The sequence below is a fragment of the Roseivirga thermotolerans genome (assembly GCF_014653175.1).
Taxonomy (GTDB): domain Bacteria; phylum Bacteroidota; class Bacteroidia; order Cytophagales; family Cyclobacteriaceae; genus Roseivirga; species Roseivirga thermotolerans.
Map to the genome: position 1 here is coordinate 38884 of NZ_BNAG01000007.1, position 13712 is coordinate 52595.

13 protein-coding genes are annotated in these 13712 nt (G+C 42.5%); 11 read left to right on the top strand and 2 right to left on the bottom strand.

The genetic code is table 11. The features are described 5' to 3' along the window. Nucleotides 1-94 precede the first annotated feature (94 nt). From IE164_RS18375 to IE164_RS18390, 4 genes are all read left to right on the top strand, one after another. On the top strand, nt 95-1267 hold the full coding sequence (locus IE164_RS18375) for a hypothetical protein (protein WP_189631742.1): 1173 nt from the start codon (nt 95-97) through the stop codon (nt 1265-1267). Between the two features lie 6 nt (nt 1268-1273). Next, a complete protein-coding gene (locus IE164_RS18380; protein ID WP_189631743.1) occupies nt 1274-2269 on the top strand; it encodes an adenosine kinase in 996 nt (331 codons plus the stop codon). A 294-nt stretch (nt 2270-2563) separates the two neighbouring features. Further along, a complete protein-coding gene (locus tag IE164_RS18385) occupies nt 2564-3925 on the top strand; it encodes a M16 family metallopeptidase (RefSeq protein ID WP_308440978.1) in 1362 nt (453 codons plus the stop codon). Further along, nucleotides 3925-5985, top strand: coding sequence for a M16 family metallopeptidase (locus tag IE164_RS18390; RefSeq protein WP_189631744.1), 2061 nt, complete (start codon nt 3925-3927; stop codon nt 5983-5985). The genes IE164_RS18385 and IE164_RS18390 overlap by 1 nt, the downstream gene beginning before the upstream one ends. Nucleotides 5986-6066: 81 nt before the next feature. Here the strand turns inward: IE164_RS18390 and IE164_RS18395 are convergent, their stop codons facing one another. Next, nucleotides 6067-7758, bottom strand: coding sequence for a M61 family metallopeptidase (locus IE164_RS18395; protein ID WP_189631745.1), 1692 nt, complete (start codon nt 7756-7758; stop codon nt 6067-6069). Nucleotides 7759-7997: 239 nt separating this feature from the next. After that, entirely contained in the window at nt 7998-8258 is a 261-nt protein-coding gene (locus IE164_RS18400) for a hypothetical protein (protein ID WP_189631746.1), read from the bottom strand. 413 nt (nt 8259-8671) lie between these two features. On the opposite strand from IE164_RS18400, the gene rpmH reads away from it, so the two are divergent. The 7 genes from rpmH (at nt 8672) to IE164_RS18435 (ending at nt 13506) form a co-directional block, all read left to right on the top strand. Next, on the top strand, nt 8672-8830 hold the full coding sequence (gene rpmH, locus IE164_RS18405) for a 50S ribosomal protein L34 (protein ID WP_189631747.1): 159 nt from the start codon (nt 8672-8674) through the stop codon (nt 8828-8830). A 31-nt stretch (nt 8831-8861) separates the two neighbouring features. Continuing rightward, complete coding sequence (gene rnpA, locus IE164_RS18410; protein WP_229838779.1) at nt 8862-9242, top strand: ribonuclease P protein component; 381 nt, start codon at nt 8862-8864, stop codon at nt 9240-9242. Nucleotides 9243-9369: 127 nt separating this feature from the next. Next, nucleotides 9370-9660: a YtxH domain-containing protein gene (locus tag IE164_RS18415; protein ID WP_189631748.1), complete on the top strand. Its 291-nt coding sequence runs from the start codon at nt 9370-9372 to the stop codon at nt 9658-9660. A gap of 186 nt (nt 9661-9846) precedes the next feature. Then, nucleotides 9847-11487, top strand: coding sequence for a S41 family peptidase (locus IE164_RS18420; protein WP_189631749.1), 1641 nt, complete (start codon nt 9847-9849; stop codon nt 11485-11487). Then, entirely contained in the window at nt 11484-12302 is an 819-nt protein-coding gene (locus tag IE164_RS18425) for a sulfite exporter TauE/SafE family protein (RefSeq protein ID WP_189631750.1), read from the top strand. Before IE164_RS18420 ends, IE164_RS18425 begins: the two co-directional genes overlap by 4 nt. Next, entirely contained in the window at nt 12302-12982 is a 681-nt protein-coding gene (gene tsaB / locus IE164_RS18430) for a tRNA (adenosine(37)-N6)-threonylcarbamoyltransferase complex dimerization subunit type 1 TsaB (RefSeq protein ID WP_189631751.1), read from the top strand. The genes IE164_RS18425 and tsaB overlap by 1 nt, the downstream gene beginning before the upstream one ends. Beyond that, a complete protein-coding gene (locus IE164_RS18435; RefSeq protein ID WP_189631752.1) occupies nt 12982-13506 on the top strand; it encodes a DUF2480 family protein in 525 nt (174 codons plus the stop codon). Before tsaB ends, IE164_RS18435 begins: the two co-directional genes overlap by 1 nt. The last annotated feature ends 206 nt before the right edge of the window (nt 13507-13712 follow it).

The window sequence follows — 13712 nt, forward strand, 5'->3', positions numbered from 1 at the left end:
TTCAGTGTGCAATGTACCTGAGCAAGTACACATAAAACCTTTCATCCTCATTTTATCGTAAGGTATAAGTCTTTATTTTTGGCGACCTTGAGAGATGAAGCTGGTAGAAGTCAACGATAAGTCCACTGAAAAACAATTTCTTTTACTGCCAGTAAGGCTGTATAAGCACGAGAAAAATTGGATTCGTCCGCTAGACAAGGACATCAAGGCTGTATTCGATCCGGCCAAGAACAAAAACTACAAGCAAGGTGAGGCCATTCGGTGGATACTCCTCAACGATAGTAATGAAGTAATTGGCCGAATAGCGGCCTTCTACATTAAAAAAGTGGCACAAGCCCAGGAACAACCTACCGGTGGAGTGGGCTTTTTTGAGTGTATAAACAATCGGGAGGCAGCTTTTGCCTTGTTCGATGCTTCCAAAAAATGGTTGGAAGAACGAGGTATGGAAGCTATGGATGGCCCCATAAACTTTGGAGATCGAAACAATTGGTGGGGCTTGCTGGTCGATGGTTTTCATGAGCCCAACTATCAAATGCCCTATCATTTACCTTATTACAAAGACCTCTTTGAGGCCTATGGGTTTAAAGAATACTTCAAGCAGTTTACCTATCGAAGACCCATGGGCAGCGAGGTAGATTTTACTCCACGCTTCTACGAAAAAGCGCAGAAAACACTCAACGACCCCGACTACGAGTTTCGTCACATTACCAAAAAGGAATACGATGTAGCCCACGAATACTTTTACGAGGTCTACAACAAAGCCTGGGCCGGCCATAGCGGTGTTAAACCCATGTCTATGCAACAGGCAAAAGCCACATTTAAAATGCTTAAACCCATTGCGGATATCAAGCTGCTGTGGTTTGGTTTTTACAAGGGTAGTCCCATTGCATTCTTTATTTCAATTCCCGAGCTCAATCAAATCTATAAACATCTGAATGGGCAGTGGAATTTATGGAGTAAGCTCAAGTTTATGTACCTTCTCAAAAGAGGCGTATGCAAAACAGGCTTGGGTATTGTGTTTGGAGTGGTGCCTGAGCATCAAAAGAAAGGGGTAGAGGGAGGCTTGGTAATTTCATTTGTGAAGAAAATGGCCTGGAAAGACGGTTTTCACTACAACGATATTGAAATGAACTGGATCGGAGACTTTAACCCGAAAATGATGCGCGTGGTGGAGCAAATAGGTGGTGAAATTCACAAAACCCACATTACCTATCGCAAGCTTTTCGACCCCAACAAAGAGTTTAAACGAGCAGCAATTATTCTATAACCTGTTATGAGCAAAAAATACGATGTATATGGCTTGGGCAATGCCCTGGTCGATTTAGAGTTTCAAGTGAACGACCAGTTTCTTTATGATCACAAAGTAAAGAAAGGATTAATGACGCTAGTCGATGAAGCCACTCAATTCAGGTTGATAAATGCCATTAACCAGAACGATTTGGTGAGAAAGTCTGGCGGATCGGCAGCCAATTCTGTGATAGCTGTGAGTCAGTTTGGAGGTTCTTCTTTCTACTCCTGCAAGGTATCGAACGATGAGTATGGCGATTTTTATCTCAAAGACATGAACGATGCCGGGGTAGACACCAACCTGGATGGAAAATCCAGAGATGAAGGAGTTACCGGAAAGTGCCTGGTAATGATTACCCCCGATGCTGAGCGAACCATGAATACCTTCTTAGGTGCTACCACCAACCTTTCAGTAAAGGAGGTAGACGAAAGAGCCATAAAAGACTCTAAATACATTTACCTGGAAGGTTACCTCACCCCTTCCAACTCAGGAGTAGAAGCCATGAAACTGGCTAAGAAAATTGCCGAAGAAAATGGAGTAAAAACCTCCCTTACCCTTTCAGACCCTTCTATTGTTCAGGCTTTCAAAGCCCAGTTCGAAGATGTTATTGGTCCATCGGTCGATATGCTTTTCTGCAATGAAGATGAAGCCATGACTTTTACCGGTAAAGATAATCTTCAGGAAGCTCGGGAAGCCCTCAAGAAAGAGGCCCGTCAGTTTGCCATAACCATGGGTAAAAATGGAGCTATGATTTTCGATGGCGATACTTTCATAGATATAGAGCCATATGCCGTAAAGGCTGTAGATACCAACGGAGCGGGAGATATGTTTGCCGGAGCATTTTTATACGGCATTACCAACGGAATGACCATGGCTGCGGCCGGAAAACTGGCCAGCCTGGCCAGCTCAAAAGTAGTTTCTCAGTTTGGTCCACGGCTCAAAACCCATGAAGTGCAACGACTACTTCACGATTTAAAATAGAGATAAATCAGAGAGGAGAAGCGATTAGAATTTACCAAGCCCCTCAGTTGCATACTGAGGGGCTTTTTTGTGATGCAGATAAGGCTCTCCAGTATAAAAAAAATAATCACCCGGTAACCTTCAGGCGGCATTTGGTTTGAGCTTTATAAGCCAGAACCGGAAACTGTAGAAATGTGCCTCGATTGCATCTGGACTATAATCCGTTCATCCAAAGCCAAATCCTTTAAACATTTCACTGGCTCTTGGCAGTTTTCTGCTTGTTTACTTAGTTTGTAGTTAAACTGAAATAGAAATATGATGAGAAAAATTAGCCTTCTTCTTACACTCAGTTTAGTGCTGTCAGTGGCGATGGCTCAGAACATTGAGTTTGAAGAATACGATCTGGACAACGGACTGCACGTTATCCTGCATCAAGACAATACCACACCTATAGTTACGGTGGCGGTGTTGTATCATGTAGGTTCAAAAAATGAACCTCCCGGCCGAACCGGTTTTGCCCACTTCTTTGAGCACCTAATGTTCGAAGGTTCACCCAATATTGGCAGGGGCGAATACTTTAAAATTATTCAGGCGGCAGGAGGAACACTCAATGCCAATACCTCTAACGACCGCACCTACTACTATCAGACCCTGCCTTCTAATCAGTTGGAACTCGGATTGTACATGGAGTCAGAGCGAATGCTGCATGCCGTAATCGACTCTACCGGAATTGCCACTCAGAAGGAGGTGGTGAAAGAAGAGAAAAGGCTGAGGGTAGATAACCAACCCTACGGATCTATTTTGGAGAAAATGCTTGCCAATGCCTACAAGGGAACCAACTACGAATGGGCTCCCATTGGTAGTTTTGCAGATATAGATGCAGCAACCGAAGCAGACTTTGTAGACTTTTACGAGACCTTTTATGTACCCAATAATGCTACGCTCTCTATAGCTGGCGATATAGATATAGCCCAGACCAAAAAACTGGTAGAGGCCTATTTTGGAGAAATAAAGAGAGGAACCAAAGAGATTCCCCGCCCAACCATTGATGCTCCTGAACTGGACGGTACCGTAGAAGAAACCGTGTTCGACAATATTCAGGTGCCCGCTGTTATTCAGGGATATAGAATGCCTCCGCAAGGAACGGATGATTACTATGCCCTGCAACTGCTTACTCAGCTATTGTCCGGTGGTCAGAGTTCCAGATTCCAGAAAACCCTTGTCGATGAGAAGGGTATGGCATTGGCCGTGCAGGCTATTCCGCTGGGTCTTGAAGACGGAGGACTGTTTATAAACTTTGCTCTTCCTAACGGAGGCTATAGTACCGAAGATCTGGCTGCTGAAATTGATAAACTGGTAGAAGAGGTTAAGAATCAACCGGTACCGGAAAGGGAGTTTCAGAAACTAAAAAACCAAATAGAGAACAACTTTATATCGGGTTATGGCTCGGTACAGTCCATAGCTGAAAGTCTGGCAGACTACCACGTATATTTTGGAGATGCCAACCTCATCAACACCGAAATTGAACGCTACAGAAAAGTAAGCAGGGAAGACCTGATGAAAGTAGCGAAAAAGTACCTGGTGCCGGAAAATAAAATAGTGCTTACCTACAGGCCCAAGTCAGAACAACAAAAACCAGGAGATACCAAGCTTAAGAAGGAAGGAGGAAACAGATAATGAAAAGGTTATTCACTTTAGCGCTTATGTGTCTGTCTTTGGCAGTCACAGCGCAAATAGACAGAACCAAACTACCAGAACCGGCTCCGGCCCGTGAAATAGAAATTGGCGACTACGAAAAGTTCAAGCTCAAAAATGGTTTAACCGTTATTGTGGTTGAAAATGACAAACTACCTACTCTAAGCTGGACCCTAACCTTTGATGCCGGGGTAATTACTGAAGGCGATAAGGCAGGCTATACCGGTATTTTTGGTCAGGTGATGGAGGCCGGAACCAAGAGCAAATCGAAGGAAGAGCTCAACGAGGAGATCGATTTTATGGGAGCTTCGTTTAACGTGGGAGCCACTTCAATAAGTGCTTTCTCACTTTCTAAGTACAAAGAAGACATCCTGAAAATATTTACCGATGTACTGTACAATCCCGCATTCCCTGAAGATGAATTTGAGCGAGCCATAGAGCAAACACTCACCAGCCTTAAGCAGGCGCAAGATAGTCCCGATGCCATTGCGTCCAGCATTGAAGGGGTGGTGAACTATGGTAAAGATCACCCTTTTGGTGAACTGACTACCGAAGAAACAGTAAACAATATTGAGCTTCAGGATCTTAAAAACCATTATGCCAGGTATTTTAAGCCCAACATAGCCTATCTCATTGTGGTGGGCGATATAAAAAAGAGCGAAGCCCAGAAGTTGGTAAAAAAGTACTTTGAAAACTGGAAGCAAGGCAAGGTAGAAAAGGAGGCCTTTGAGCAACCTAAGCCGGTAACTCAAACCTCAATTGCTTTTGTAGACCGTCCATCTTCGGTACAATCGGTGATCAATATCTCATATCCAATAGATAATAAGCCGGGTTCGGAAGATGCGGTTAAATTGTCGCTTCTTAATCAAATTTTAGGAGGTGGAGGTCTTTCAACCCGTCTGAATATGAACCTGAGAGAAGATAAAGGATATACTTATGGAGCCTATTCCAGTATTGGGTCAAGCCGCTATAGCGCCACCTTCAATGCTTCGGCCAGTGTAAGAAATGAGGTTACCGACAGTGCCTTGAACCAATTTATCTACGAGCTCAACAAAATAGCGTCAGAGCTGGTAACCGATGAGGAGTTGGAGCTAGCCAAAAACTCCGCAAAGGGTTCCTTTGCCCGGTCGCTGGAGAGTAGAGGTACGGTAGCCAACTTTGCTCTGAGTGCAGAACTCAATAACCTTCCGGACGATTACTATGCCACCTACCTGAAAAGAGTAGATGCAGTAACTAAAGAAGATATTCTGGAAGTGGCCAAGCGCTATATAAGACCCGACAAAGCCAATATTATTGTGGTAGGCAAAGCAGAAGAAGTAGCCGAAAAGCTTAAACCGTTTGGCCCAATTACTTACTACGATGCTTTTGGCAATATAGTCGATGATCCTACTAAGGTAGTTATCGATGCCAATGTCTCTGTAGAATCAGTTCTTGCCAATTATGTGAAAGCGATAGGTGGAAAAGCAGCTCTGGATAAGGTAGAGACATTGGAATATAAAGCCAACGCTACATTGAGCATGGGCGGGCAGTCTATGGATATAACCAGAACGGTTTATCAGAAAGCACCCGATAAGTTTGTAGATGTAACCGCTGCCCCAATGATGGGTGAGCAAAAACAAATTTATAATTCCGGTGAAGGCAAGATTGTAGTTGGTGGTCAAACCATGCCTGTTACCGGACCTCAGTTGGGGGCCTTAAAATACTCTGCCATACTCTTTGCCGAACGATTCTATGACAAAATAGGCTTTGAAGCAGAATACAAGGGTATTAAGAAAGTGGAAGGCAAAGATGCTCATCGTATCGATGTATCGGTTGACGGCTTCACTGTAATTGAATATTACGATACCACCTCGGGTCTTAAAATTCAGACCGACATGGGAGCCCAGGGCGGTACTGTTAGTTATACTGATTACACTAGCTACGAAGGCATAATGCTGCCCAAAAAGATTATTGTCAAGTCTCCTCAATTGCCGGTGGCTCTGGAGTTTGTAACCCAGGAAGTGAAAATTAATAAAGGAATAGACGACAGCCGATTTAACTAGCCGTCTGTCCTAAGATTCTGAATCCAACTGCTTCGGTTCATGGTTGCGTCTTAATTTAGACCTCATGAGCCGGAGCAGTTCTTATTTTAACTCCAGCCAGCCGCAAAGTAAGTGTTGGTCATGTTCGTTCATATTGGCCTTGGGTTGCACCTCATATACCTGAAAATACTGGCTGTTTGTACTTCTAAGGGTTACGTTTTTAGTAACTCCCATTCGCTGAACTTCCAGATTCAGTAGGTTACAGGCCTCAATAGCCTCTGTAGGTTTTTTTCCGTTTATACTTACGACTAAATCGTTCAGGCAAAGGCCAAGTTCTGCGGGAGAGTTTTCGGCAATCATATCGACCCGGTTTTCAAGTAGCCTAAAGCCAAATAGCCGCTCTTCAACCTTTTCAGCATCTTTCTTTTTAAAATCTAGCCCAACCCACTCCAGAAGAGGAGCCAGGTAATGCTCATAGGGGTGTGTGCCCAGAATGATTTGCTCAAAGTATGTTTCCAGAGAGCCTTCGTATACACTTTCTGCGGCCAATTGGTAATCCGCAAGCGTATATCCACTCATATCCTTACTATGACGCTGCCACAGCAAACGTATTACATCATCTAAAGAGCGAGCGTTATTAAATTTTTGGCGTATGCTAAGGTCAAGTATAAGTGCGGCTAGTGCCCCTTCATTGTAAATAGAAACTTTTCGGCCCGGAACACCTCGCTCGTAGCCATCGAGCCACAGATCGAAAGATGACTGAGCTACTGAATAGGACTTACGGCCCTCATTTTCATAGTGTCTTTTGAGCAGTTTGTTTAGTTCGGTCATGTATTCTTCTACCGAAAATACTCCCGAGCGCACCAGAAATAAATCTCCATAGTATGTAGTAATGCCCTCCGTTACAAATCCCGTTTCATGATAATTCTCACCACTAAAATTGTAGGGCACCATCTCTTTTGGCCTAAGCCTTATTACATTCCAGGTATGAAATAGCTCATGAGAACTTACTCCCAAAAGTTCTTTGTAAAGCTCTCGTTTACCCAAATCTTGCGATGGACCTAAACAGATTACGGTTGAGTTCCAGTGCTCTACACCATGGTAAGCCTTGTATGGTAGACTCTGAATTAGAAAGTGATAGTGCCGGCACGGAAATCCGCCCATTACCTCCATCTGCTTTTCGGTAAATGGCTTAAAGTCCGCAATCAGTTCTTCATCAGTTTGAGGGACATCACCCTGAATGTGAATAAAAAATTCGTGTCCTCCTACTGTATATCCAACCGTTCTTAAACTTGCACTCGCAAAAATTGGGCTGTCGACCAATTGATAGTAAGATTTAGCCGTGAGTTTATGATTGCCATTCGGTTTTAGTCCCGATGCTATTGTGTAGTCCTGAGGTAAGTCCAATTCAATCTCTATCTCCTCATTCATTGATGAGGCTTCGTACATGCAACAGTTAATAGGATTAACATAAAGTTGCTCATCGTCTAGCCAGGTATTCCCTCCATCTAATAGACCGGCAAAGTATTCATACTCAACAGTAAGAGATGTTCTCTCTTGTATGTCTATTGTCCAAGTGTCTTTTGCTGTTTTCTTAAAAGAGAGCTGCTTGCCTCTGTTATCAGCTACTTTGAATCCTCTAATACGTTTTGGAAAGTTTTGAATTTCGTATCTCCCGGGTCTCCAAACCGGAAGTTTGAGGTTTACTTGATCACCATAAATTTTATCAATCTCAAGCTTGAGTTTAAGAATGTGGGTGAGTGGGTTTTTATATGAAATCTGAAATTTTAGCATATCAACGGTTAAGCAAAGTTGAAGCTAAATTAATTCATTATGGACAGCTTTAAGATGTTTAGTTAAAAGCATATCTTCTCCAGCAAAATTGAGTTTTCTTTCTTCAGATAAGCACATTGGCCAATGATGAACTCAGGCTTCTTTGGAGCTTTTCCCAAAAGAAACTGATCTCCTTTTAAGAAAATAACCCGATTGAAATCAGGGACTTGATGTACTTCACATTCCTTTTTTAATCATAGTCAGGTTTTTGAGGAGAAATAAGCAAGGCCTACAATCTTTCTGTTTAAAGAATTCTTGGTACCTGTGGCATACGCGGCTGAACTTGTATTTCCTTCACGAGTAATACAACCATACCCAATATCATCGATGGTAACAGAGCCAGGCTCAGACGTGCACTCCACCTCAATGGTGTCGCGAAAAGTATCAGTACAGCCCGCGTTAGTTCTGAATGGGATAAATGAAAAGCTCGCCATAGCCAGAAGTGCCATTAGTTTTTTCAAAACGGTCGATTTATTGGTTAAGCATATTTTGAATTAGGGTTACTTATTTAAGTCGCAAGAAGTATATTTCTGAACCTTGCCTCCATTTGTGTCTTCACAAATGGCTGTTAAAAGACGCTGTGAGGACACCGCTTGTGGCTAGTATACTGGATCTAACAAATGCGATCTAAATGAGTATCCCTATTTTGAATAAAATTAATATTCATTGAAGAATGTAAATATTAATTAAACCTATGTAAAGTAAAAATATATTAACATTTTAAGTCAAAAATTTATGAAGTGTAATGAGCTGTGATTAGACGACTTAGTAATTGCTCTCTATAACTCAGTGATCTTTAAATTTTAGATGTTGTTGGCAAATAAAAAAAGAGTACCTATCTTTGCAGTCCTTTTGCAATTAGACGCAGTAGATAATGAAAAGAACATTCCAGCCTTCGCAGAGAAAAAGAAGAAACAAGCACGGATTCAGGTCTAAAATGGCCACTCCAAGTGGAAGGAGAGTATTGGCAAGCAGAAGAGCCAAAGGTCGTCATAAACTGACCGTGTCTGACGAAAGAAGACACAAGGGCTAATTCTTATCTGAGGTTTATTAAATTGAACCTCGTGACGGACTTGGCCAAAAATTCGTTGAAGTTTACTTTTCCCAAAAGGGAAAGACTGCATAGTAAAAAATTAATCGAGGAGCTTTTTAACAAAGGCTCCTATTTTTATTTATACCCTATCCGGTTGGCTTACATGGAGTCGCCCCCAGAGCAATCTGCTTCACAGGCTATGTTTTCCGTACCCAAGAAGCGATTCAAGTCTGCCGTTACTCGCAACCGGATAAAGCGACAAATGCGAGAAGCCTACCGACTCAATAAACACAGAGTAGGGGCTAAAGCATATAATATAGCCCTCATATATACGGCCGACAAGCAGCTGCCTTCTTCTATCATTCATAAGAGAGTGGGTAAGTTGCTGGATAAACTCAATACACTTGCCTGAAAATAATCCTCACTGTTGTGTATGAATTTCCACAGTGGCTGGGATGTAACGGTTCCAAAACCGTCACTGGTGCCATTATTCCATGCTTCCAACTTTGGAACACTTTTTTCATGATAAAGAGTGAATTATGGAACTTAAAAACGACAAGCAAATGAATAATACAGCAAAAGTTATTTTAGGAGTAGCCGCTGGTGCTGCTGCAGGAGCAATCACAGGAATACTTTTAGCACCAGACAGTGGTAAGAATACCCGAAAGAAAATCGCCCAAGGAACCACCGATTTAGTGGACGATTTGAAACAAGAGGTTTCAGATAAAGTAGACTCCGCCAAAGAAACTTACAATGAGTCTCTGGAGAAAGCAGCAAATTCTAGCAAGAATGGAATAGATAGAGCCAAAGAAAAATTGAGTATGGCTTAAGCACGGTTATGTGCGGCAAATTAATTCCGACTAGAAAGGCTCACTTTGAAAGTTGTCCTAAAGAAATACGACTTTCAAAGTGAGCTTTTTTGTGCATTATAAACCGTAAGCACGAAATAACTTTCGCATAAAAACATCAAATACTATCTTCCGTTCTTCTATTTCAGGAACTTCAATGCATAATTCATGAAAAAGCTCATCGTCTTTTCTCTGTTCGCCATCGGCCTGCTGAGTGCGGCTGCCATTCGCCAAAACGACAAGTACTTCGAAATACTTAAGAACCTCGACATTTTTGCCACCATGTATAAGGAGGTAAACGCCAACTATGTAGACGACCTCAATCCTAACGCACTCATGCGCACCGGTATTGATGCCATGCTTGGTTCTTTAGATCCGTATACGGTCTATTATTCCGAAGATCAAATAGAAGATGTGCGTACAGAAAATACAGGGCAGTTTGGGGGTATTGGAGCAGTTATCGGAGAGCGTGATGGAGGCAAGGTAGTAGTAGTGTTGCCCAATGAAGGATACCCGGCCCAAAAAGCAGGCCTGAAAAGAGGAGATGAAATAATAGCGATTAATGGCATTGATGTAAAAAATGACTATGACAAAGCAAGCCTCTATCTGCGCGGACAGTCCTCATCCTCCATTAACCTCAAAGTCTTGAGGCCGGGTGAGGGGCCATTAGATTTTAAAGTAGATTTTGAACGCATTGAGCTGCCCAATGTGCCCTACAGTGGTATGGTCGATGCGAAGGTGGGCTACATTAAGCTGACAGGCTTCAGAGAAGATGCATCAAAAGAAGTAAAGAATGCACTCAGAGAACTGAAGAAGGAAGGAGCCGAAAAAATTATACTTGATCTTAGAGACAATGGTGGGGGCTTGCTCAATGAAGCCGTGAACATTTCAAATATTTTCATAGATAAAGGCCAGCTAGTGGTAACCACTAAAGGCAAACTGGAAGAAATGAATGCCACCTACAACGCACTTAATGCCGCCACAGATACGGAAATTCCTCTGGCTGTTCTAATAAATAGCTCAAGTGCTTCGGCTTCAGAAATTGTAGCCGGGGTAATGCAAGACTATGACCGGGGCATACTGGTAGGTAGAAAATCTTATGGTAAAGGGTTAGTGCAGCGCACCTTGCCGCTCTCTTACAACTCGCAAATGAAAGTGACCATTGCCAAGTATTATACACCGAGCGGAAGGTGTATTCAGGCCATAGACTACAGCTCCAGAAACCCGGATGGTTCTGTAGGGAAGATTGCCGACTCACTTAAAACTGCTTTTAGAACCGAAAATGGGCGGCCGGTTTATGATGGTGGAGGCATCGATCCGGATGTTCAGGTAGAAAGGCCAAGACTTTCGCCAGTAGCTATTGGCCTGCTTAAAGAAGACCTTATTTTTAAGTTTGCTAACCAATATTCAGGCACTGTTCCGCAGATTCAGAACGCTCAATCGTTCGAGCTTCCCGAAAAGCTTTATCTCGACTTTAAGAAATGGGTGAGCGATAAAACCTTTAGTTATTCTTCTCCATTACAAACTAAAATCGATGAACTAAAAGTAGCAGCCGAACGATATGGTGAAACTGACAAGATAGGCCAGGCCCTAAAGCAGTTAGAAGCTGCGTTGAGTCGAGATGTGCAGTCCGATATGGAAAAAAGCAAAGAAGAGATTAAATACCTGATCAAGGAAGAGTTTGCCATGCGTCAGCACCTCGAAAGAGGTCAGATAGAAGCCTCCTTTTCTTTCGATAACGATTTAAAAAGAGCGATTCAACTGCTTAACAATCCCATAGAATACAACAAAATTCTTTCAGGCCGGTGACCCTTCCTTTATATCTGTTGCTTTTTGTTATGGGACTTGCCGGTGGTTTTTTAGCCGGGCTTATAGGAATAGGAGGAGGAGTAATGTATGTGCTCATTTTACCCTATATGTTGGGTATAATGGGTTTTCCTGATGAGGCCATAGTGCAACTAACCATTGCTAACTCTATATTTGGAACCATGTTTGCCGCATTGGCCGGCAATATTGCCCTTTGGAGAAAAAGAGAGTTTTACTGGAAAGAAGTAGTGGTTATGGGAAGTTTTGCAACCCTTGTAGGCCTCCTTCTACTGCATTATTTTGTGAATACCCCCGCCTATCAAAAGACTGAATTCAATCTGATAGTAATTCTCCTCATGATTGGTATAATTTGGAGAACATTGAGGCAGGCTCGTAAGGAAGAATCCAACAATTCGGAAAAAAAAGTGGGGTTGCTGGGGTCAGGGTTTGTGGGAGCATCAGCAGGGGCAGTTGCGGCCTTGTCAGGTTTGGGAGGAGGTACCATTATCATCCCCATCCTCAACTCGGGCTTTCAAATGACCATGCAAAAGGCCAAGTCCATCTCTTTGGGGGTTATATTTATAACCGCCTTCTGTATTACACTGCTCAATACTTTCAGTTCCACAGGTTATAGCTCGCAATGGCACACTACCGGATATATTGTATGGCCGCTCGCACTCACCATATCCATGGGTGTAGTCATAGCTTCACCATTAGGGGTATTAGTAGCTAGAAAAATGAGTAGTCGAACAATCAGTTATATCTTTGTGCTCTTTGTAATGGTTGTTATAGCCGATAAACTGATTCAATTACTCTAATGTCTTTCATATTAAGCATAGAAACCGCCACTACCGTTTGTTCCGTGGCAATTACCAGCGGACAAAACATAGTGTGTGAAAAAAAGCTATTCTCAGATAAGTCTCATGCCAATAAGCTAACACTTCTCATTCAGGAACTGCTCAAAAAGGCAGAGCTAAAGATGGTGCAGATGAGTGCAATAGCTGTTTCTATGGGGCCCGGGTCTTACACAGGTCTTCGTATTGGGCTTTCAACAGCCAAAGGCATCTGCTTTGCGCTCAACAAGCCCTTAATTGGAATTAGCACCCTCAAGGCCATGGCCAAAGAGGCCTCCATAAATCATAAGGGCACACTTCTTTGTCCAATGATAGACGCCAGAAGAATGGAGGTTTATACAGCTCTGTATAATCAGTCGCTAACACAGCTTCAGGAACCTCGGCCACTCATTTTAAATCAAGATAGTTTTGCGGAAACCCTCAGCAGTCAAAAAGTGTTGTTCTTTGGCAATGGTGCCGACAAGTTTCAAGACATCATGAATAGCAAGAATGCCAGTTTTCTGAAAGACTTCAGTCCGTCAGCGTGGGCAGTAGGCCTTTTAGCTGGCCATAAGTTAGAGAACACGGAGTTTGAAAACCTTGCTTATACAGAGCCTGGTTACCTAAAAGAGTTTCAGGCTACAACCCCTAAACCACTACTCTAATGGAAGAAAAAGAAATTGTAAATCGGGTAGCAAGCAGTCCACTGGTAACACTAGACCTTGAGCAATACTATCATTCAGGCCAAAGAGTGATTTATGATATCGCTCAACACCTTTTTCAAGGAATGATTCTTAGAGAAAAAGATCTAAGAGACTTTGTAAAAACACACGATTGGTCACAGTATGAAAATAAAAATATTGCGCTCACTTGCAGTGAGGATGCCATAGTGCCAACCTGGGCATATATGCTACTCGCAAGTCGTCTTGAAGGTGTCGCCCATATGGTAGTTTTAGGTAGTTTAGAAACTCTTGAGTTTGCTTTGTACAAAGAAGCACTAAGTAAAATCGATCTTACCCATTACAAAAACAGACCAGTTGTAATAAAAGGGTGCGGAAAATTACCTGTTCCCGAATCTGCTTATGTAGAACTTACAAGAATTTTAAAACCCCATGTAAAGTCCATCATGTATGGCGAGCCTTGCAGTACAGTGCCCCTTTATAAAAAACCCAAGACGCCTATCAGTTGATGATCAGTGGATTAGAAAATTATTTCGAAAAACTCTTCAGAAAGCTTGTTCTAATCAAAAAAGCCTAGCTACATTTGCGTCCCGTTTGCAAGGAACGGGGGGATAAATTGAGAGGCTGTGTGGGATTGGAAATAAATTTTTCAAATTCTTTTGCACTTAATAAAATAAGTTTTTTACCTTTGCATCCGCTTTTGGAACAAGGGAAT